Origin of the sequence: Pseudomonas sp. BAV 4579 (assembly GCF_009765395.1) — a bacterium.
Lineage (GTDB): Bacteria > Pseudomonadota > Gammaproteobacteria > Pseudomonadales > Pseudomonadaceae > Chryseomonas > Chryseomonas aestiva.
The window spans coordinates 15685-38586 of the sequence record NZ_WHOV01000068.1 but is presented as its reverse complement, the minus strand read 5'-3'; the positions used below and the strand labels follow the sequence as shown (position 1 = coordinate 38586).

At 61.2% G+C, this 22902-nt stretch carries 13 protein-coding genes; 7 read left to right on the top strand and 6 right to left on the bottom strand.

The features are described from left to right. The 4 genes from GSQ95_RS14745 to GSQ95_RS14730 all read left to right on the top strand — a co-directional run. A partial coding sequence (locus GSQ95_RS14745; protein ID WP_256664590.1) for a methyl-accepting chemotaxis protein occupies positions 1 to 726 on the top strand: 726 nt, incomplete at its 5' end. Between the two features lie 784 nt (positions 727 to 1510). After that, a complete protein-coding gene (locus GSQ95_RS14740; RefSeq protein ID WP_158890516.1) occupies positions 1511 to 10069 on the top strand; it encodes a GH36-type glycosyl hydrolase domain-containing protein in 8559 nt (2852 codons plus the stop codon). A 233-nt stretch (positions 10070 to 10302) separates the two neighbouring features. Beyond that, positions 10303 to 10503 carry a hypothetical protein gene (locus GSQ95_RS14735; RefSeq protein WP_158890514.1) on the top strand — a complete coding sequence of 67 codons (201 nt, stop codon included), beginning with the start codon at positions 10303 to 10305 and terminating at the stop codon, positions 10501 to 10503. Positions 10504 to 10578: 75 nt separating this feature from the next. Continuing rightward, positions 10579 to 11301: a Crp/Fnr family transcriptional regulator gene (locus tag GSQ95_RS14730; protein WP_027597920.1), complete on the top strand. Its 723-nt coding sequence runs from the start codon at positions 10579 to 10581 to the stop codon at positions 11299 to 11301. Positions 11302 to 11435: 134 nt separating this feature from the next. Here GSQ95_RS14730 and GSQ95_RS14725 read toward each other — a convergent pair whose 3' ends face one another. The 4 genes from GSQ95_RS14725 to rlmE all read right to left on the bottom strand — a co-directional run bounded on the left by GSQ95_RS14725 (position 11436) and on the right by rlmE (position 17570). Then, positions 11436 to 13532, bottom strand: a complete 2097-nt coding sequence (locus tag GSQ95_RS14725) for an EAL domain-containing protein (protein WP_158890512.1) — start codon at positions 13530 to 13532, stop codon at positions 11436 to 11438. Between the two features lie 2048 nt (positions 13533 to 15580). Next, entirely contained in the window at positions 15581 to 15775 is a 195-nt protein-coding gene (locus GSQ95_RS14720) for a hypothetical protein (RefSeq protein ID WP_158890510.1), read from the bottom strand. A gap of 294 nt (positions 15776 to 16069) precedes the next feature. After that, positions 16070 to 16558, bottom strand: a complete 489-nt coding sequence (locus GSQ95_RS14715; RefSeq protein ID WP_158890508.1) for a hypothetical protein — start codon at positions 16556 to 16558, stop codon at positions 16070 to 16072. Between the two features lie 391 nt (positions 16559 to 16949). Next, positions 16950 to 17570: a 23S rRNA (uridine(2552)-2'-O)-methyltransferase RlmE gene (gene rlmE / locus GSQ95_RS14710; protein WP_158890506.1), complete on the bottom strand. Its 621-nt coding sequence runs from the start codon at positions 17568 to 17570 to the stop codon at positions 16950 to 16952. Between the two features lie 245 nt (positions 17571 to 17815). On the opposite strand from rlmE, the gene GSQ95_RS14705 reads away from it, so the two are divergent. The 3 genes from GSQ95_RS14705 to GSQ95_RS14695 all read left to right on the top strand — a co-directional run bounded on the left by GSQ95_RS14705 (position 17816) and on the right by GSQ95_RS14695 (position 20986). Continuing rightward, entirely contained in the window at positions 17816 to 19465 is a 1650-nt protein-coding gene (locus GSQ95_RS14705) for an NAD(P)/FAD-dependent oxidoreductase (protein WP_158890504.1), read from the top strand. Then, positions 19465 to 20190, top strand: coding sequence for an RNA methyltransferase (locus tag GSQ95_RS14700; protein WP_158890501.1), 726 nt, complete (start codon positions 19465 to 19467; stop codon positions 20188 to 20190). The genes GSQ95_RS14705 and GSQ95_RS14700 overlap by 1 nt, the downstream gene beginning before the upstream one ends. 367 nt (positions 20191 to 20557) lie before the next feature. After that, positions 20558 to 20986, top strand: a complete 429-nt coding sequence (locus GSQ95_RS14695; RefSeq protein ID WP_158890499.1) for a nuclear transport factor 2 family protein — start codon at positions 20558 to 20560, stop codon at positions 20984 to 20986. A 481-nt stretch (positions 20987 to 21467) separates the two neighbouring features. On the opposite strand, the gene GSQ95_RS26295 is transcribed toward GSQ95_RS14695, so the two are convergent. Together GSQ95_RS26295 and GSQ95_RS14690 are read right to left on the bottom strand one after the other, a co-directional pair. Further along, the gene (locus GSQ95_RS26295) at positions 21468 to 21869 is read right to left on the bottom strand and encodes an amidase family protein (RefSeq protein ID WP_218580209.1); all 402 of its coding nucleotides are present in this window, start codon (positions 21867 to 21869) and stop codon (positions 21468 to 21470) included. Positions 21870 to 21879: 10 nt separating this feature from the next. Then, positions 21880 to 22878, bottom strand: coding sequence for an amidase (locus tag GSQ95_RS14690; RefSeq protein WP_218580208.1), 999 nt, complete (start codon positions 22876 to 22878; stop codon positions 21880 to 21882). Between the last annotated feature and the right edge of the window lie 24 nt (positions 22879 to 22902).

Here is a 22902-nt window from a genome sequence, read left to right as displayed (position 1 = left end):
ATCGCCCAGAACACCGAGAACGCCAAGGTCACCGACGGCATGGCCGGCAAGGCCAATCGCGAGGCGAACGAAGGCGGTCAGGCCGTCAGGGACACCCTGGTGGCCATGAAGACCATCGCGGCCAAGATCAGCATCATCGACGACATCGCCTACCAGACCAACCTGCTGGCCCTCAACGCCGCCATCGAGGCGGCGCGGGCCGGCGAGCATGGCAAGGGCTTCGCCGTGGTGGCCTCCGAGGTGCGCAAGCTGGCGGAGCGCAGCCAGGTCGCCGCCCAGGAGATCAGCAATGTCGCCCAGGGCAGCGTGGCCCTGGCCGAGCGTGCCGGCGCGCTGCTGGACGAGATGGTGCCCTCCATCAGCAAGACCTCCGACCTGGTGCAGGAGATCACCGCCGCCTCGGAAGAACAGACCTCCGGCGTCGAGCAGATCAACGGCGCCATGCTGCAGCTCAGTCAGGTCACCCAGCAGAACGCCTCGGCGTCCGAGGAATTGGCCGCCACCGCCGAAGAGATGAGCAGCCAGGCCGAACTGCTCCAGCAGCTGATGGAGTTCTTTACCCTGAGCGGCGTTTCGGCTGTGGAGCACAAGGCACGATCTACGCCCAGTCGGTCAGCTACGAACCGGGCGAACCAGCTGACCTCGTTGGCTGATAGCACCCAGCACGCCTCGCACGGCGGCGTGCCGGCCGGCTTCGCTCGTTTCGAAGAGCACGTGAGATGCTAATCCGCTCATCCTGACGTTTCTGCTCGGGAAGAGCACCAAGGCGTGAACACTGGCTGCGCGGAAAATTATGGAGCGGGACGCGCTGACGAGGGGTCCATGCTGCCGCCTACGTTCGGCGGCGTTACCACCGGGATGAACGTCCCTACGGTAGCGCTGACAGGTCCGGCGTGCGCCTTCTTAACCACCTGAAGGAGACCTACCGCGACCGCAGGAACGTCATGTAAGACATCTACGCCCCAGGACTCCAGCAGCATCGCGGACACTGTCTGCGACGTGCTGAAGTCGCCAGGACGGCGCCAACAATAAGCCCGGGGGGCGTTCATCTCTTCTCGCGGGCAAGGCCCATGACCTCAGTGAAATCGGCGCCCGTAATGATGTCCTTTCTGCGCGCGGTGGCTGGCAGGGCGAATCGATCCAGAAAGGATTCACCGATCAGCGCCGGCGACTGAAGCCTGTGCTGAATGAAATCGCGGTCACCTTAGTAGCGCAGTGGGAAGCGCTGGAAACACTTCTGTTCGAAGCGCGGCGGGAGCCGACATTAGCTGGCAGCAGCCGATGGTGGCTTTCATCAGGTCATTCAACTTTACAGGTTTCGCGGTGACTATCTATTGGCACCGCTTCACTGCCATCACGGCACAACGCTATGTGTGCCAGCAGACAGACGCCACCCTCCATAGACTTCCACACTGGATGCGCACCGTCTCAAGACGGCGTACCCGCGGCACCTGCGTGGAAGGCATCTCTGCGCCGCTGTTTGTGTTTCGCGTTGAATGCTAAGGAAAACATGGATAGGCAATGGCTTAGAGCAATCCAACGGTTGTGGCATCCCGCGCCGCGCACCTTCCAGTACGAGCCGGCCTTGCGCGCGGAACTGTTCAGTCTGGAGCAGATGGCGGCCCACGGCGCTCATCTCGCCCGACAACATCAGCTGAGCACCCATACCACCTCGGACGCCCTGCTTCATCGCCTTGCCGAGAATGCCGCCGTACTGGCCAGCAGCGGCCAGGCGATGGCAGTGGCCGCGCTGTCCAGTCAACGCGCCACGCCAGCGGCCGCCTGGCTACTCGACAATTTCTATCTGGTCGAAGAGCAGATACGCACCGCCCAGAAACACCTGCCCAACGGCTACTGCCGTGAGCTGCCCGGTCTGGAAGACGGCCCCTCGCGCACCTTTCCGCGGGTGTATGACATCGCGCTGGAAACCATCTCCCATGGCGACGGCCGCGTCGACAGCGAGAGTCTGAGTCGTTTCGTCACCGCTTATCAAACGGTGACGCCCCTGACCCTGGGCGAGCTGTGGGCCATTCCCATCATGTTGCGCCTGGCGTTGATCGAAAATCTTCGACGTGTCGCGTCGCAGGTAATGGCCAGCTGGACCGATCGCAACCTCGCCGATGACTGGGCCGACCGTTTCATTTCGACAGCGGAGCACGACGCCAAGAGCGTCGTGCTGCTGGTAGCCGATCTTGCGCGCTCCGCACCGCCGATGACCAGCGCCTTCGTTGCGGAGCTCTCCCGACGCTTGCAGGGCCAGAGTACGTCACTGGTGCTACCCATGACCTGGATCGAACAGGCCCTGGCGGAGTCCGGCCAGGGTGTCGAGCGCCTGATTCATCTCGATGGCCAACTGCAGGCCACGGAGCAGGTGTCGATCAGTAACAGCATCAACAGCTTGCGGCTGCTATCGGCAGCGGACTGGCGCGAGTTCGTCGAACGCCTGAGCGGGGTCGAACAGGTGCTGGCCAAGGACCCGGCCGACATCTACAGCCGCATGGATTTCGCCACTCGCGATCACTACCGCCACGCCATCGAGCGCCTGGCGCGCAGTTGCTCGTCTTCCGAGATTGACATCGCGCAGGCGGCCATCGAGCTCTGCGACGCCGCAGCCGAACAGGATCCAGTGCAGAAGCACGTCGGTTTCTACCTGGTGGGCGCGGGGCTGGCCACCCTGGAAATACAGCTGGGTGCCCGACGCTCCCTGGTGGAGCGCTGCCGCAGGATACTGCGTGGCGCGCCCATGGCGTTCTTCGTCGTGCCCGTTCTGGCGCTCAGCCTGCTGTTGGCATGGCCTTTCTTCACCGGGTCGAAAGCGGACGGCTGGGGACTCTGGACGATACTGCTGCTTGGCGGGCCGATAATGGTAATGACCAGCCAGCTGGCCATCGCGCTGGTCAACCGCCTGGCGACCCTGACGCTGCGGCCGGACATCCTGCCCCGCCTGGATTTCAGTGCCGGTATTCCCTCCGATGCACGCACCCTGGTCGTGGTGCCAACCCTGATCGGCAGCGTTCAGGATGTGGAAGAGCTGATCGATGGCATGGAGGTACGCTTTCTCGCCAACCGTGACGCCAACCTGCATTTCGCCCTGCTCACCGATTTCATGGATGCCCAGAGCGAAGTCCTCGAGAGTGACGCGGGGGTGCTGCACTACGCGAGCCAGGCTATCGAAGCCCTGAACCTGAAGTACCCGGAAACCGGCGCGGCGCGGTTCTTCCTGCTGCATCGCCCACGGCGCTGGAATCCCACCGAACAGCGCTGGATAGGCCATGAACGCAAGCGCGGCAAGATAGCGGACCTTAATGCACTGCTACGTGGGCATGGTGCTGGACGCTTCTCCCTGGTCGTCGGCAACCTCTCCGCCTTGCCCAGGATCAGCTACGTCATCACGCTGGATACCGACACCCAGCTGCCGCGCGAGGTGGCGCGGCAGCTCCTGGGGGCGATCTGCCACCCGCTCAACCAGCCGCGCTTCGATGGGCGCCAGAAACGCATCACCAGCGGCTACGCGATCCTGCAACCCCGTGTCGGCATTAGCCTGCCAAGCATCGCCCGCTCCTCCTACGCTCAGTTGTTCGGCAGCGACGCGGGCGTGGACCCCTATACCCGTTCCGTCTCCGACGTCTATCAGGACATGTTCGGCAATGGCTCCTTCATCGGCAAAGGGATCTATGCCGTGGACGCCTTCGAACATGCCCTGCAGGACCGCTTTCCCGAAAACCGTATTCTCAGCCACGACCTGATCGAAGGCTGCTATGCCCACTCTGGTCTGATCAGCGATGTACAACTCTATGAAGAGCATCCAGCGCGCTACAGCGCCGATGCCAAACGCCGTCATCGCTGGATCCGCGGTGACTGGCAGTTGCTGCCGTGGCTGATGCCCTGGACCCCGAAATCCGATGGTGGTCTGGAGCCGAATCGGCTAACGCACCTGGCCTATTGGAAGATCATCGACAACCTGCGTCGTAGCCTGGAGCCGGCCGCCTTTCTCGGGGTACTGCTATGGGGATGGTTCGCCAGCGCTCATCCACTGGCATGGAGCCTGGGTGTACTGCTGCTGGTGATCACCCACCCCCTGATCAGCGCCTCGCTGGAGCTGCTACACAAAGCCCCGGACATCCAGCTCGGTCAGCACCTGAAGGTGGTCCTTCGCAGTGCGACCCAGCAGTTCACGCGGGCGCTGCTGAGCCTGGTGTGGCTACCCTTCGAAGCCTTCAGCAGCCTGGATGCCATCGGTCGCACGCTGTGGCGCCTGACCATCAGTCGCCGCCATCTGCTGCAATGGAATTCGTCCCGCGAAGTGGAGCGCAGCAGCCGCAACGACCTGTCGGGCCTGTATCGGCTGATGTGGATCGCGCCATTGCTGGCGAGTGTCGTCGCCGCGCTGCTGCTGGGTGATCTCTGGGCCTTGGCAAGCGCAACGCCTTTCCTGCTGGCCTGGCTGCTGGCACCGGCCGTCGCCTATCGGTTGAGCCAGCCAAGTGACCCCTCGGTATTCACGCCGTCACCCGCAGACCAGCAATTTCTGCGCGCCCTGACGCGCAAGACCTGGGCCTTCTTCGACGATCATGTGGGCCCTGGCGATAACTGGTTGCCACCGGACAACATTCAGGAGCAACCAACGTCGGTGATCGCACACCGAACCTCACCAACCAACATGGGCATGGCGCTGCTGTCCCACCTGGCCGCCCATGACTTCGCCTACTTGAGCGGCGGTCGCCTGCTCACACGACTGGACAAGGCCCTGGCCAGCATGTCGCGGCTAGAGCGTCATCGCCGCCACTTCTACAACTGGTACGACACCCAGACGCTGCAACCGCTGCCACCGCGTTACGTGTCTACGGTGGACAGCGGCAATCTGGCTGGCCTGCTACTGACGCTGCGCTCCGGGCTTTATGAATTGCCGCACGCGCCTCTGCTCAGCGCAGATTGGTGCAATGGCCTGGCGGACTGCCTTGGCGTACTGCGAGAGGCAGTACGGGCGAGCGAACTGGATGAGCACCTGCTCGACGGTGCGCTTAGCGAATTGGCGTCCGCCCACACGCTTGAAGGTCTGCACGAGATCAGTACCGTCCTGCAGCGGCTCATCGTTTGGGCCGACGCTCTGAAACCCGCACTGGAAGCGGCTCCCGAAGCCGACTACTGGCGCCAGGCACTGTTTGCACAATGCCAGGATCTCCACGGCGAGGTGGCCAGCCTCACCCTCCCTGGATCCTCCCTGGCATCAGCCAGTTGGCATGAGCTGGCGCAGCTGGAGGTCACGCAGTGGCCCATCGACGAACAGCCTCGGGTACGGGCGGTGATCGCCCAGGCCAAGGAGCGCATCGCCACCGCGCTGCGCCTGGCAGATGTCACTGCCGACCTGGCCGACATGGACTTCACCTTTCTCTACAACCCGCAACGCGAGCTGCTGACCATTGGCTACAACGCCGACGAACAACGCCTGGACGGCGGTTACTACGATCTCCTTGCATCAGAGGCACGTCTGACCAGTTTCCTGACCATCGCGCAGGGCCAACTGCCGCAGGAAAGCTGGTTCACCCTCGGTCGGCTGTTGACGAGCAACGGCGGCAATCCCGTGTTGCTGTCCTGGACCGGTTCGATGTTCGAGTACCTGATGCCGATGCTGGTCATGCCCCACTATGCGGACACCCTGCTCGACCAGACCTGCCGCGCGGCCGTGGCGAGGCAGATCGAATACGGCCAGCAACTGGGCCTGCCATGGGGCGTATCCGAGTCCGGCTATAGCACCCTGGATGCACAACTGAACTACCAATACCGGGCCTTCGGCGTGCCCGGGCTCGGTCTCAAGCGCGGACTTGGCGATGACTTGGTGGTGGCACCCTATGCGTCGGTACTGGCGCTGATGGTAGCGCCAGAAGCCGCTTGCAAGAATCTCCAACGCCTGGCCGGCTTGGGCATGGCGGGCCGCTATGGCCTGTATGAAGCCATCGATTTCACCAGCGCCCGCCTCCCTCCCGGTCAGCACGCCGGACTCATCCAGTCGTTCATGGCGCACCACCAGGGCATGAGCCTGCTATCGCTGACCCATGTATTGCACCAGCGGCCCATGCAGCGTCGCTTCGAAGCCAATCCACAGTTCCAGGCGACGTCCCTGCTGCTGCAGGAGCGGGCGCCGAAAAGTGCCGCGCAGTACCTGCACACCGCCAATGCCTCACTGGAAGGCCAGGTCTCCCGCGCCAGTGAGAACAAGCTGCGGGTCTACACCGACCCCTGCCGCCGGCACCCGGCGGTACAGTTACTTTCCAACGGCCGCTACCATGTGATGATCAGTAATGCCGGCGGCGGCTACAGCCGCCGCGACAATCTGGCCGTCACGCGCTGGCAGGAAGACATCACCTGCGACAACACCGGCACCTTCTGTTACCTCCGCGACGTGGACAGCGGCGACTTCTGGTCTTCGGCGCACCAGCCCACCTTACGCAAGACGGAGGGCTTCGAGGCGATATTCACCGATGCCAGGGCCGAGTTTCGGGTCCGCGAACGTGATTTCGATGTCCATACCGAAATCGTCGTCTCGCCGGAGGACGATATCGAATTACGGCGCCTGCACATCAGCAATCGCAGTGGACGGCGCCGAACCCTGGAGCTTACCAGCTACGCGGAAGTGGTCCTGGCCCCCGCCTTGAGCGACGCCTTGCACTCGGCATTCAGCAAGCTGTTCGTGCAAAGCGAACTGCTCACCCCGCTGCAGGCCATCCTGTGTAGCCGGCGGCCGCGCTCCAGTGATGAAAAGGTGCCGTGGTTGTGTCACCTGCTGGCAGTCCACGATGCGGACATCGCGGCGATCTCCTACGAAACCGATCGGGCCCGCTTCATCGGGCGTGGGCGCAATTTGACGCACCCCGCCGCCATGGATGCCGAGGCACTTTCCGGTACCGCCGGCGCAGTGCTCGACCCCATCGTGGCCATTCGCTGCCGGATCACCTTCGACCCAGGCCAGATCGCCACCATCGACCTGGTGACCGGCGTGAGTGACAACCGTGAGGGTTGCCTCCAGCTGATCAACAAATACCGCGACCGCCGCCTCGCTGATCGCGTCTTCGACCTGAGCTGGACCCACAGCCAGGTGCTGCTGCGCCAGCTCAATACCTCCCACGCCGAGGCGCGGTTGTTCGAGCAGATGGCTGCGTCCATCATCTATACCAATCCCTCACTGCGGGCCGCACCGAATATCCTCGCGGCCAATCAGCGCAATCAAAGCGGCCTCTGGGGCCAGGCGATCTCGGGCGACCGACCCATAGTGCTGCTGCAGATTTCCACGGCTATCCATATCGATCTGGTGCGCAAGCTGGTGCAGGCTCACGCCTACTGGCGACACAAAGGGCTCAGTGTCGACCTGGTGATCTGGAACGAAGACCAAGCGGGCTATCGGCAGGATCTGCAGGACTCGATCATGGAGCTGGTTACCTCGGGCAGCGAGGCGCACTTGATCGATCGGCCAGGTGGCATCTTCGTGCGGCCGGCGCAACAGCTCTCCCATGAGGATCGCGTGCTGATGCTGGCGGTCGCTCACCTGGTGCTCAGCGATGAGCGCGGCAGTCTCGCCGAGCAGGTCCACCGGCGCCGCGCGGAACCGAAGCTACCTGCCTTCGCGGCGGAGCTGTTGCCCCGCATCGCTCCGACCCCCGCGATTCCGCTGGCCGATGCGTCCCTGATCCTCGGCAATCCCCATGGCGGCTTCAGCGCCGATGGCAAGGAATACGTCATTCACTCGCAGGCCGGACAGCGCACGCCAGCGCCCTGGGTGAACGTGCTGGCAAACCCCAACTTCGGCAGTGTGATTTCGGAAAGCGGCAACGCCTACACCTGGTACGAAAATGCCCACGAGTTCCGTCTGACCCCGTGGCGCAACGATCCGGTCAGCGATCCAGGCGACGAGACCCTCTACCTACGCGACGAAGACAGCGGCCACTACTGGTCGCCCACGCCCTTGCCCCGTCCTGGCAAGGGTACCTACGTGACCCGGCATGGCTTTGGCTACAGCGTCTTCGAACACGAAGAAGACGGTATCCGCAGCGAATTGTGGGTCTACGTATCGCTACAGGATCCGCTCAAGTTCTCGCACCTGAAAATCCATAACGCCTCGGCTCGTCCCCGGCGGCTGTCGATCACTGGCTACGTGGCCTGGGTACTCGGGGATCTTCGCGAGAAGGCCTGCATGCACGTGGTCAGCGAGACCGACCCGAACAGCGGCGCGCTCTTCGCACGCAATAGCTACTCGATCGAGTTTCCGGGCCGTGTGGCCTTCTATGACGTCGATCTGCCGATCGCCAGCAGTACTGCTGGCCGCGGCGACTTCATCGGTCGCAATGGGCATCTCGGTGCCCCTGCCGCGATGGCGCAGCCCCACCTGTCCGGACGCAGTGGTCCAGGGCTAGATCCTTGCGCCGCCCTGCGGGTGGATATGCAACTGGCGCCTGACGAGAAGCGTAGCGTCACCTTCCGGCTCGGCGCCGCGCAGGATGCCACCTCCGCATCCCGTCTGGTGCTGCGCATGCGGGGTAACGTCACCGCAGAAGCGGAATTGCAAGGCGTACGCACGCACTGGCAAGACACGCTGGGCAAGCTGCAGATCACTACGCCGGAGCCGGCCGTGGACGTACTGGTCAACGGCTGGCTGATGTATCAGGTGATCGCCTGTCGCTTCTGGGCCCGCAGTGGCTACTACCAATCCGGCGGGGCGTTCGGTTTCCGCGATCAGTTGCAGGACAGCATGGCCATGCTGCATGCCGACCCGGCCGCGGTTCGCCAGCACCTGCTGCTGTGCGCTGCCCATCAATTCATCGAAGGCGATGTGCAGCATTGGTGGCACCCGCCCCTGGATCGGGGTGTGCGTACCCGCTGCTCCGACGACTATCTCTGGCTGGCCTGGGCGACCAGCCGCTACGTTAAGGTCACAGGTGATGCGAGTGTCCTCTTGGAAAGCGTGGGTTACCTGGAAGGACGCGCACTCAACCAGGGTGAACAGTCCTATTATGACCTGCCGACCCACTCCCCCTTACGAGAGACGCTGTACCAGCATTGCGTGAGGGCTCTCCAACACAGCTTGGCGCGTGGCGCTCACGGCTTGCCGCTGATGGGTGACGGCGACTGGAACGATGGCATGAATCGCGTCGGCGAAGGGGGCAAGGGTGAGAGCGTCTGGCTCGGTTTCTTTGGCTACGACGTGCTCCGCCGCTTCGCCGCCACCGCCCTGCTCCATGACGATGCCGCCTTTGCCAAGCGCTGCAAAGAAGAGGCCGAGACGTTGCGCCTCAGCCTCGATGCGCACGCGTGGGACGGAGACTGGTATCGCCGCGCCTACTTCGACGATGGTACGCCCCTGGGTTCGGTCGGCAATGATGAATGCCGCATCGACTCCATCGCCCAGAGTTGGTCGGTGCTGTCGGGCGCGGCGCCGGAGCCGCGCCAACGCGCGGCCATGGCGTCTCTGGAGCAGCACCTCATGCGTCGTGATATCGGCCTGGTGCAGCTGCTTGATCCGCCCTTCGACCAGGGTGGACTTGATCCTGGCTACATCAAGGGCTATGTACCCGGTGTTCGCGAGAACGGTGGGCAGTACACCCATGCGGCGGTGTGGGCGGGCATGGCGTTTGCCGAGTTGGGAGACAGTGCCAGGGCATGGGAGCTGCTGCGGATGATCAATCCAGTCGGCCACGGGAACGATGCCACCGCCACCTACAAGGTCGAGCCCTATGTCGTGGCTGCCGATGTCTATGGCATGCCGCCCCACGAAGGACGGGGTGGTTGGAGCTGGTACACCGGCTCCGCCGGCTGGATGTATCAGCTGATCGTCGAGTCGCTCCTTGGCGTGCAACGCAGCGGCAGCCAGTTGCGCATCCGCCCGGTGCTACCGGCAGAGTGGGCGACCTTCAGCCTGGACTACCGGTTCGGCACCACCCTCTACCGCATTGCGCTTTCCCGCGGCGACCTGCCCCAGCCGACCATGCAAATGGACGGCACGATGGTGCAAGGCGACAGCATCGATTTGATCGACGATGGCCTGGAGCATCAGGTCGAGGTGCGCTGGCCGGACAACTAGAGCTGCGCAATGCCAGAGCGCTCCGAGCCCTTCGCAGGAGCGCGCGAGACAGAGGGACCGGACTTGACGACGAAGGACCGGCGAAAAGCCGCATCATGCAAGGACATCCCCATATTCCCGACTGGGACAGGGCCCTCTGAACGAACGGCTGGTCTGCGGACACAAGCACGGCAACCTGCCTTGATGAGGGCGCTACAAAGCAACATCGCTCATACAGCCACAAGGAAGCCGTCATGCTTGCCTATTTTGTCGTTTCAAAAAGTTCGGGCAACATCATTCGGGTCACCAGGCGCGACGTCAGGCCGGCGGACTCCGCAACCGTCACCTTCCGCGAGGCATCGCCCAGCGAGCTGGCTCGCTACGAGTCTGCATACGCCCACGGTCAGGATCTGATCAACATCGCTGATACGGCGAGCCGTCCCAGCAGCGCCTGACGCCAAGGGAGCATTCGTGGGTGACGCCAGGCGTATAGTGTCGGCTCAATCCGACCGGACTGCCGAAGAGAAGCCATGCCCGAAGACTCCAAGCCACAGCGCAATAGCTTGTTGGCTGCTCTACCTGGTGACGTCCAGCAACGGCTTTCTTCGCACTTGGAGCTCGTCCATCTGGCACTGGGTCAGGTGCTCTATGAATCTGGTGAGTCCGTACGCCACGTGTACTTCCCCACCGACTCGATCGTTTCGCTGCTCAACGTGATGGAAAACGGCGCCTCGGCGGAAATCGCCGTGGTAGGTAATGAAGGCTTGGTGGGCATCTCGCTGTTCATGGGCGGCGAGAGCACACCTAGCCGTGCCGTGGTACAGAGCGGCGGCTATGCGTATCGGCTGCAAGGTCAGCGCCTGACGGAAGAATTTGATCGACACGGTGACATGCTGGTACTGATGCTGCGATATACCCAGGCACTGATCACCCAGATGTCGCAGACCGCTGTCTGTAACCGCCATCACTCGATAGACCAGCAGCTGTGTCGTTGGCTGTTATTGTCGCTGGATCGTCTGCCCGGTGATCAGCTGAACATGACTCAGGAATTGATCGCCAACATGCTCGGCGTGCGCCGCGAAGGAGTAACCGAGGCCGCAGGCAAGCTGCAGCGCCAGGGCGTGATCGAATACAGCCGCGGCCACATTACGGTGCTTGACCGTAAGCTGCTCGAACAGTTGAGTTGCGAATGCTATGCCGTAGTGAAAAAGGAAACCGATCGCCTCCTGTCATATCTGCCGCTACGTGGTTAAGACACCTACAGCCCTCGCAGCGTGGCTGGCGCGTCAACATGCCTGTAGGCGAAAAAGCCCATTGCACATCCAGTCTGACTTTCCGAGCCAGTACCAGGGCCCAGCGCCTTACGCACAGGGCATTTCTGGAGAGATCAAGCTGTAGACAAGCGCTGCTGGCTAAGAAAGTAGGACATATCCATGGCTTCCAAGGGCTTACTAAAGAAAAACCCTTGGGCCTGATCGCATCCGCTATTCATAAAAAAATCTGCTTCGGCAGAGGTTTCTATGCCTTCAGCTATGACGGTGAGGCCTAGGCTTTTCGCCATTGAGAGCATGGCACCGACCACCGCCACCCTGCCGCTATCCAAATCGATATCCTGAACAAATGACCTGTCTATTTTTAAAAAATCAAAGGGCATACGGGTCAAGTATGAAAAGCTCGAATAACCGGTACCAAAGTCATCAAGCGCAAGCAAAACGCCTGCCTCTTTCAGCACCTCCAACCGTATCAGGCACTTACTCAAATCCTTTATGAAGATCGTCTCCGTGACTTCCAGCTGCAGCAGCCCCGGATCCAGCTCACAATCGCGCAACACCGTGGCAACGTAGTCTGCGTAGGAGTCGTCTTCCAACTCCAACGCCGACACATTGACGGCAATCTTGATCTCACCTAAACCCAGCGCCTTCCATTGTCCTATTTGCGTACAGGCTTCCTTAATCGCCCACCGACCTAACGCCACTACCAGTCTCGTCGCCTCAGCGACGGGAATAAAACTATTTGGCGCCACTTCTCCCAAAACATCATTGCGCCATCTCATCAACGCTTCGACACCCACCACCGTACCGTTCGAAAGATCGATCTTAGGCTGATAAACAAGCCTGATCTCGTCAAGATCGATACACTGACGTAGACCCTCCTCGATTTTCTGCCGCTTCTGCGCCTGAGCGCCTATCTCATCGCTAAAGAAGGTATACCCGTTTCGGCCGCTTTGTTTCGTCCGGTACATGGCAGTGTCAGCCTGCGCAATGAGCGAATCTATATCGACATGCTCTTGCGGAGAAAACCCTACACCCATGCTGATCGTAATGCGAATTTCATGGTCATCTATGAAATGAGGCTCATTGCAACTGGATATGATTTTTTTTGCGACCTTTTCGGCCGCTTCGCGATTCTTGAGTCCTGCGAGCAAGACTAAAAACTCATCGCCGCCCTGCCTGCTCACCGTATCCTCTTTCCGCACACATCCTGACAGTCGAGCAGCAACCGAAACCAGAAGCTTATCGCCTACCGAGTGTCCAAAGGAATCGTTTATCCCTTTGAAGTTATCCAAGTCCAGAAAGATTATCGCGACGTTTGAATGGTTCCTGACGGCGGATCGCAAGGATTGTGCTGCCCTGTCGCGAAACAACAGGCGATTGGGCAGATGGGTCAATTGATCATGCTCCGCCAGATAAGTCATCTTGGCTTTCATGGCACGTTCCATCGAAACATCATGGAATACGATGACCGCCCCCGTTACCGCCCCCTTTTCATCGATCATCGGCGCGGTGGAGTCCTCGATGTCTATTGCTCCACCGTTCCGTCTCAGGAGAACAGCGCCGGCACTTAATCCTGTAGGCGCACGCTTGCTCAGTGCCAGTTCAACCGGATGAGGTATATCGCCAAATGCCCCATCAAGCTTGACTTTCATGACATCGCTGACAAGTTTCCCTTTTGCCAATTCCTTCGGCCATCCCGTCAGCTTCTCGGCGGCCGGATTGATATATTCGACCTTTCCTGCACCGTCAGTACCTATGACTCCGTCGCTGATGGAGTCCAAGGTGATCTTTGCTCTCGACAAAACGCTATTGCGGACGCGGTATCCCTCAGAACCCGTCCAGACGTCTTGTAAGACCTGTACCAAGAGACGAGGATGGGAAAACTCATCACCCATATAAAGGTGCGCACCTTCTTGAATTGCGAAATCTACGCGGGCGCGGAATGACTCTGCCCCTAAAAGCACAACTGGAATGGGAGAGCTTTTTTTCGCGGCGACACCCAAGAGCTCCAGGATTTTGGCGGGTTTCAGGACGCTCTCTGTCAATACCAGGACGATAACATCCGGCCCCCCTTCCCCCTTGAGCGCCTCTAATGCTGAACCAACGCTACTAAAATGTGACACACCAAAGACAGTAGATGCAGAACCAATGCTTTTTATGAATCCAGAAGCTCGTGCCTTTGTAGAAACAATCATCAGATTGACGTCCATCACCACCTCTACCTAGCCCACCCTTCCCATACAGCCATCATAAAATAGCTTCATGAATCACGTAGCGCGCTCGACTACATTCATCTATAAAATAACAATCATCAAACCGTATCTAACCAAACAGAGCATCATAATCTACAAGACATCCTGGCGCGGAATCAAAAAACCATCGTATAAACCACCCACCCTGACTCTGCAGCCGGTCCGCATGAAAATCGACTTTCTCTAAATTTCAAAAGCACCACCACCAGAGGGCTACCCCATCACCGTATCTTTATAGAACGTGCTATCGAAACAGCGCACCCCACGATCAGGAGACTGTCAAAATAAGATGATAAACTAGCTGCCCACCTGCACAATCTAACATCGCTCTGACCCTTGAGGGCCTTCGATCATTGCCTAGAGCAGAGCGAGCCACCGCCCTCTTTTCAGAGAGATGCGCAGGCCATCCAAGTGGCCCTTTACCAAAAATCAAAAACTAGACTGAAAAACAAGACTATCAAGACCACGCCGATCAGCAAAAAATACAATATGCCTTCTGTAGCCGCTGAATCCTTTGGCATGTCACCCCCAAAAGGCCTAGATGCGTGCCACACGCACCGCGCGAAGTCACAAAACAACGAAACGCAAGAGACTCTGCGCAACTATTGAAATCCACATTCAACTCATGGCAGCGCAACTAACCAGCAACGAATACGGCTAGAAAACGGCATCTGCAGCAATACTGCAGATCACCATCATTGGCAGGAAAAGCCAAAGCCGGCAGACCGGATAAACCCTGCATCCATCATATTGTTTTAAAGGCACGCCAAGCATTCCAGGTGAGGGATATCTGGCTGTCAAACGTCCTCATGGACCATTTTAGATATTGACCCACCCTCTTCATCAAGAGCGGAATGCCCAAGGGCATCCTATCCATTACACCGCGCCCATAAACCCAGGTAATAACAGGGAATCCCTTTCCACCCATGACAGCATCATTGAATTGCAACAAGCAAAACCATTCACCGCCGCCTTGGACCTGTTATGCCCATGACTCCGCGCCCATTGCTGACTCGCTATAATAAAATTCCGCACCTGGGGATAGGCGATCAGTATTCAAGATTCATCTTGAGCTGCTCTATAAGCACAGAAAAGGGAATTTTCTGCCACTCCTATTTCCCTGCAATCGGTGACGCAAGCGGCAAACTTGGATGCAGATTCTACGTCTGGATCTCGGGCATCTGATCACCGGAATTTGGTCATTGCGACAGCCATGGGCATGACGCGCCCCGCAAGGCTCGTTGGTGAGCAGCTGAGAGTCAGGCGGCCGCAGCCCTCCTGGGTCGCCATCCTTGTTAGTGCTTGAGCGCGGTGAATCGACGTCTTTCGCTGGGACTCAGGAAGACCGAAGCTTCGGAAAGAGGCAAATATCAGTACTGAATAGGTCAATCGGCTGGCACACCTACCAACGCCTCCCGGTAGAACGCCCACTCCTCGGAAAACCAGCCAGCGCATCGTCGGGATCAGTAATAAAGAAAAGCGACTCCTTACTACCGATAAAAAAGCGACGCCGAAGGACGTATCACCGGTAAAAGGTGACCGCTTCGGTTCGCCACGTCAGGGAGCCCGCTGGTCGTTCCGGTCAGCTGTTATCGAACGGCCCGAAAGTTCTCGTTGGCACTGCTTCGCCAATTTCTCTAAACATCATTCAGCATGCCTGGCTTGCGTTTCTTCCAAGGTAGGTCGTAGATCTTCCGGCCGCGCTCCGACGTCTGTCCAACTGCTTGATTCATCAGCCAGCGGTGTTCTCCTATGAGCGACATTCGCCTACATCAGGAGTGTCACGATGCTCGTCGCTCATTGACCACTATTAACAGGGGTCTAAGGCAAGACAGCGACTGGCTATCGGAGGTCGTTCTGCGCAGGCTTTCGCGTCCGGATCCCACGTGTCAGCAAGCCCTGGCAAGAGCCAGGCGCTCATTGAGCGACCGATGGGAGATAGAGGGTTGCAGTACCCCAGTAGATTGACTGTCCGCAATGCCCCATTTCCGGAGTGACGGTATCGCTCACATCAGCAACTGGGCCAAGCATGCCATTAGACCAGTCAGGGCAATGCCACCGATCACCGGTAAGAGGATCCAGAACGGGTTCTTATGTTGCTTACGAAGTCGCATGGATTTGGCGAGGGCGGCGTCCACCTGAGCCTTGGATGCATCGATGCGACGGCGCGACTCCGCGCGAGCTTGGGCGTGAGTATTCATGCTCGACTCCTTTGGCGGCAGCGGCTTGCGCAGTCTTCCTGAAGAAGGGGAACCGGTTGATAGTGCCCACATCAGGATTGACTATAAGTCGAAAGATCCAACGCCTACGCCGACGTCGGTCTGACGATATCGAGGTAGAGGCTCGCCGGCGTCATAGCGTCATCGTCGCCGACGAACTGCCAAGCCTGAGCTTGCCCATGCCGATCACCATCATAGGACAAACCGCCTAACTCGCGGTTTGCCACCCAACAACAGGGCACCTGGGTACATCCTGTTCCAGGGCCATGCGACAAATTAGCCAACCGCGGCTGGCGACGCACGGGCTAAGCCCAGGTGCCGACCCGCCAGTTTCACGGTTTCGGCACTGAATGCTGTCGGATGGCGATTCACGATAGCTTCGAAAATACCCCGCATTATCGTATCTGACTCAAAATCGGTGCGACACCGAAGCAGACCGGAATGGGCGACGCTGCGCTGCACTGCGGCGATTAGCCCGCCTGCGCATAGGCTCTTGATGATGTTATGCGGTAGGCGCCCCGAGCGTCGCAACGTCTTTACGGCTTCGGCAAGGGCATCGAGAATTTCTTCCTCCGCGGCCGAGAAGGGACCCGCCCCAAGCCGGCCCTTTTTCAGTAAGTAGCGACGCGCTAGATTGAGCGCATGATTATCTAGCTCGGCCTGGATCTTGGTGTTCATAACGCCACGGGCGTTGAGGCTGCTTTCCAGTGCGATGAGATAATCCCAGCTGAGTGACTGGGAGATCTGTGCGACGACACGATCCATAGTGGTTATCTCTGCAAGAGCAACCCTCAATGGAAGTCTGATAGCCCCTGAAAGCCATCGTTCCGACCGTCCGTCTCAATGCGCTCCGGGCGTCCTAACCTGGCGCACAGTGACGTCTCGCTTCGCCTTGGGGCAGAGTTCGTCGATCTTTCCGCCTCTTTAACTTTGCTCATCTCGGCAGAGTCGTGCAATCAAATCAGAGGATCCAAGCCGTAGAGATGCTCATGCACCGCAGTCTGAAATGTGCAAATCCGCTAGCACCACCGCCTGCCTTTTGCGCTACCGGTATGAGCAGTGCGGGATTGGCCGGCGGCAGGAGCGCTGAAGACCGTATCGGCCGCACCTGACCCGACCGGATCGAGTCCTGGTTGACCGCCTGAGCCAGGCTGACTCAACCCTTGAAACCCTTGCCCACCAGATAGACTTCGCGCGAGCGGGGGCGCGAGGCTTCGGGCTTGCGGATCGACACCTTCTCGAAGGAGGTGCGCACGTCTTTCAGGAAGACATCGGAGCCTTCGCCTTGGAACACCTTGACCACGTAATTGCCGCCGGGCTTGAGTACCTGGCGCACCATGTCGAGGGTCAGCTCCACCAGGTACATGGCCGCCGCCTGGTCAGCCGCCGCGACCCCACTGATGTTGGGCGCGATGTCGGAGACGATCAGGTCGGGCTGGCGCCCTTCGAGCATGCCGAGGATCTTCTGGAAGACGGCATCGTCGGTGAAGTCACCCTGGACGAAGTCGACGTTGTCGAGGGCGCCCATCGGCAGGATGTCGGTGGCCACCACCCGGCCCTTCTCGCCGACGATGCCGCCGGCCACCTGCGACCAGCCGCCGGGCGCGGAGCCCAGGTCCATGACCAGCATGCCGGGCCGGATCAGCTTGTCCTTTTCGTTGAGCTCGATCAGCTTGTAGCTGGAGCGCGAGCGCAGGCCGTCTTTCTGAGCGCGTTTGACGTAGGGGTCGTTGACGTGTTCATCCAGCCAGCGCCGGCTGCTTTTGGATCTTTTCATGTTGGAACTACCACGGGAAAGCAGGTGAGAAGCGGCCGTTCGCCAGGTCTGGCCGGCCGCAAAGTGGCGGCGATTATAAGCCGATAACGCGGCTGGACGAATCAGCGATCGCCCGAGCGACCGTCAGACCGCCCAGAGGAGCGCCCATCGTCCCGGCCTGACAGCGCCGGGACCGCCGGGTACAATCGCCGCCCCACCCCTCCTCGTCCCTTCCTTTGCCGGAGTCACCGGCCAGGATTATTGCCATGATTCGCCTCAACGAACTGCAGCTGCCGCTTGACCACACCCCCGCCGAATTGCGCCAGGCCATCCTCCAGCGCCTGAAGCTGAGCGATGCCGACCTGCTCGATTTCACCGTGTTCAAGCGCAGCTACGATGCGCGCAAGAAGAACAGCGTCATCCTGTTCATCTACATCATCGACCTGGAGGTGCGCGACGAGGCGGCGGTGCTGGCGCGCCTGGCCAATGACCTGCACGTGCGCCCGGCGCCGGACACCGGCTACTACCCGGTCGGCCAGGCCCCGGCGAATCTGACCGAGCGCCCGCTGGTGGTGGGCTTCGGTCCCTGTGGCCTGTTCGCCGCCCTGCTGCTCGCCCAGATGGGCTTCAAGCCCATCGTGCTGGAGCGCGGCAAGGAGGTGCGCAGCCGCACCAAGGACACCTGGGCGCTGTGGCGCAAGAAGGTGCTGAGTCCCGAATCCAACGTGCAATTCGGCGAAGGCGGAGCGGGCCTGTTTTCCGACGGCAAGCTCTACAGCCAGATCAAGGATCCGAAGTTCTACGCCCGCAAGGTGATGCACGAATTCGTCCGCGCCGGCGCGCCGGAGGAGATCCTCTACGTCAGCAAGCCGCACATCGGCACCTTCCGCCTGACCGGCGTGGTGGCGGCCATGCGCGAGGAGATCATCGCCCTCGGCGGCGAAGTCCGCTTCGAAACCAAGGTGACCGATCTGCTGATCGACGACGGTCAGCTCGAAGGTGTGGTGCTGGCCAATGGCGAGACCCTGCACAGCCGCCACGTGGTGCTCGCCCTGGGCCACAGCTCCCGCGACACCTTCCGCATGCTGCACCGCCAGGGCGTGTACATCGAAGCCAAGCCCTTCGCCGTCGGCTTCCGCATCGAACACCCCCAGGGCATGATCGACCAGGCCCGTCTGGGCAAGTACGCCGGTCACCCGGAACTGGGTGCCGCCGACTACAAGCTGGTGCATCACGCCAAGAACGGCCGCGCGGTCTACAGCTTCTGCATGTGTCCGGGCGGCACCGTGGTCGCCGCCACCTCCGAGCCGGGCCGCGTGGTCACCAATGGCATGAGCCAGTACTCGCGCAACGAACGCAATGCCAATTCCGGCATCGTGGTGGGCATCAATCCCGAGCAGGACTTCCCCGGTGATCCGCTGGGCGGCGTCGAGCTGCAGGAGCGCCTGGAATCGCGCGCCCACGAACTGGGCGGCAGCGACTATTCGGCGCCTGGCCAACTGGTTGGCGACTTCATTCGCGGCGTGCCCTCCACCGCCTTCGGTGAAGTCGAGCCCTCCTACAAGCCCGGCGTGCGCCTGGGCGATCTGGCGCCGTCGCTGCCTGCCTACGCCATCGAGGCCATTCGCGAAGCCCTGCCCGCCTTCGGCAGGCAGATCCGCGGCTTCGACCGCCATGACGCCATCCTGACCGGGATCGAGACCCGCACCTCCTCGCCGGTGCGCATCACCCGCGACAACGACAGCCTGCAGAGTCTGAATCTGCGCGGCCTGTATCCGGCCGGGGAAGGCGCTGGCTACGCAGGCGGCATCCTGTCTGCCGGCGTGGACGGCATCAAGGTCGCCGAAGCCCTGGCCAAGGCGATGCTCGCGGAAGGCGACGCGCAGGCCGCCCCGCTGGTTCGGGCCGCTGGCTGATGAAGCTCGACGACATCAGGAAGCTCCACCAGAAGAAGTACCGCGCCGAATTCGGTCACTTCCTGGTGGAGGGCGAGCACCTGGCGCTGGAACTGCAAAAGGCTGCACTGGGGAATTCCCAGCTGGAGCGCGCCGAACTCTATGTGACGAGCGCCTACGAGCACTGGCAGAGTCCGTTCCGGACGCACCCGATCAGCGAGCGGCAGATGGCGCAGCTTGCCGATACCAAGACCCCGCAGGGCATCCTTGCGGTGGTGCCAATGCCCCGGGAGCCCGTGGCAGCAGCGGTCGAGGGCGAGCGCGCCGTCTATCTGCACGAGATCCAGGACCCGGGCAATCTGGGCACCATCCTGCGCACCCTGGCCTGGTTCGGAGGTTTTCGCTGCCTGCTCAGCCCGGGCAGCGTCGACCCCTACAATCCCAAGGTGGTCCGCGCCAGCATGGGCGCCATCTTCCACATCCCGCTGGAACTCGACGTCGACCTCGACGGCCTGCAGCAGCGCTTCCCCCGCCTCGCCTGCCTGGACATGCAGGGTACGCCGGTGCAGTCCGCTGCTTTCGCTGCCTTCGACTGCTACCTGTTCGGCAACGAAGCCCGTGGCGTTCCCCGTGAGCACCTCGCGGCCCTGAACGCCCAGCCCTTCACCATCGCTGGCGCGGGCGCCATCGAGTCCATGAATCTGGCGGCCACGGTGAACATGTGCGCCTATGAGCTGAGTCGGTAGCGATCAGCCACGAGTACCGGGCGCATTGGCGTCTGGACGTCGGAGGACCAGCCACCCGTCCCCGCGCTGAGGTGAACGCGGCCGGATGGCCATCCCGTCGGCAGTACCGACCTCTCGACTCGGCGCCACCGGCTGTAAAGGGCAATAGGCCTCCGTTCAGGGTTGCTCGTCGAGCAGCGTCATGACCGATGTCCCTACTACCGGGAAACCGGCCTTCAGACGGGCACTTTCCGGGTAGCCGCCCAGGGCTGGTCTTGCGCCCTCCAGCCAGGCACAATCGTATAGTCATACGATGACAGACAAGACCGCATCATCTGTGGCTCTCGCCACCTGACATTTCCGACAACTACAACAAAAGGATCCGAGCATGAAAAAGTTGAAACTAGCGGTAGGTTTCCTCTGCCTGTTCAGTGGCTATGTCGCAGCGGCAACCAGTGATGAACGGGACGTCGCCTCCGCCGTCGACCAGCTGACCCAGGCCATGTGGCACAAGAATATTGCCCAGCTCAAGGCGCTGACCGCGGACAACCTGACCTATGGACATTCGAGCGGCAACATCCAGGACAAGCAGGCGTTCATCACCGACATCGAGACAGGCAAAAGCGCATTCAACGAGCTGAAGATGCTCAACCAGAAGATCACCCTATCCGGGGACGTCGCCCTGGTACGCAACCACTTTTCAGCTCAGGCCGTAAACAGTGGCAAGGTGGTGCCGACCGAGATCGAGAACTTTCAGATCTGGCAGAAACAGAAAGGCCATTGGCTGTTGATCGGGCGCCAGGCCTTTCGCTTCTGATCTACCCGGGCGTCAGGCGTCGTAGCGCCAACGCTGACTGAACGTCGCCAGACCTCGGCGGCGTTCCCGCCACATCACGAGCCGCGCGAATGCCAACTGGATCGGCTCGACCTCGCACCTTGCGCCCTGCTCCCCGGCAAGCCGTAAGGTGCGGTGGTGGGTCGACGGCGGCGCATGGCGCCGGTCTGAAAGACTCCTCTGATGACGCGACAGGCTCCAGGGTGACGGCGCCATCGAGGGTGCAGCCTGAGCGGTTTGGCGCTGAACGCAGGCTTGAACGACGTTTGAGAGCTGCCTTCTCCCCTGCCCTGCCGGCCCAGCAGCGGAAACGCCTGTCCTCCGACGAGAAGCATCCCGCGGCCCGCAGCGCGCGCACCTGCAAGGAATCCATACCTGACAGGTGCTCGCTGGCGTCTGGAGGCTTGCTGACGAAAACGTGCAGCCCCTTCGTCCCTCGGCTGACGCACAGCCCGCCGCCCCTCTACCGATCTAACGAGGGATGCAGGTCCTTGACCGTGCTGACGCTCTCCAGCAGCGCTGCCAACTGCAGGATGGTGGCTTCGTCGTGCCAGGCTCCGACCACCTGGACATTGATCGGCAAGCCTTCACTGCTGGTGCCGAAGCGCATCGACAGACCGGGGAGGCCCGCGACGTTCAGCGGTACGGTAGCGCCCTGGAGATAGGTCGCGTCGACCGTCTGACCGTCGATGACGAAGGTCTCGACACCGTGCGGGTGCGCGGGGATTGGCAGCACCTGGGTGATCAGGGCGTCGTACCGGGCGAAGTATTCGGCGTAGCCATCGCGAATTCGCTCGGCAGCCTGTTCGGCCTCGATGAAGTCGCTCATCGAGGTATCGGGTAGCGATAGCATCGTCTTGGCCATCTTGTAGAGTTCATCCTGGCCCCGCCGTGGCCTGAGCGAAGGCCGGCTTCATTTCCATGACGTGCAGGCGGTTGAAGACATCCAGGGCAAAATCCTTTTCCAGCGCCGGAATGCCTACCGGCTCGACCGAGATACCCAGGCCGGCCAGCGCCTGGGCGGCAGCCTTGACCGTCGCCGCCACCTGGGGATCGACCGGCCCGAAGCCGGGGCCGACCATCCAGCCCACCCGCAGGGGACGCGTCAGTCTTTCGGAGAGCTTGCCGACATCGCGAGCCGCGAGGGTGGAAAAGGCATCCTGCCCATCCGGACCCGCCAGCTGCGAGAACGCCAGGGCGATGTCCCGGACCGAGCGGGCCATGGGCCCGACGTGCCAGAAGCGCCGTGGCGCGCGGGGCCAGATACCGGTCATGGGCACCCGCCCATGGGTCGCCTTCATGGACGTGATTCCGGTCTGGGCCGCGGGTCCTCTGACCGAGATGGCAAGATCGGTGCCCAGTCCCAGGGGCGACATGCCCGCGGCGATGGCGGCCGACTCGCCACCACTGGAGCCACCCGGCGTCCGCTGCAGATCCCAGGGATTGTTGGAGCGGCCGCTGAGCAGGTTGTCGCTCTCGATCCAGTAGGAGAATTCCGGGAGGTTGGTCTTTGCCAGCAGGATCGCGCCCGCCTGCTTCAGGCGCGCCACACTGGTGGCATCCTGCTCAGGCGTGCGACCGCGGAAGATCGGTGAGCCTCGCTGCGTCATGACGCCGGCCGTGTCGATGGAGTCCTTGGCGGTGAAGGGTACTCCGTGCAGCGGCCCGAGCGCTTCTCCCGCCAGCACCGCTGCCTCGGCAGTCCTGGCGGCGTCGAGGGCGCCAGCGGCTACCGTCACGATGGCATTTACCCCACCGTCCACGGCTTCGATGCGGTCAAGGTGGGCTCGAACCACCTCCACCGGGGAAACCTCCTTGCTACGGATCAGGGCTGCAAGGGCTGTCGCGTCCTGGAAAATCAGTTCGTCACTCATGGTTCACCTCGTCGATATCGTCTT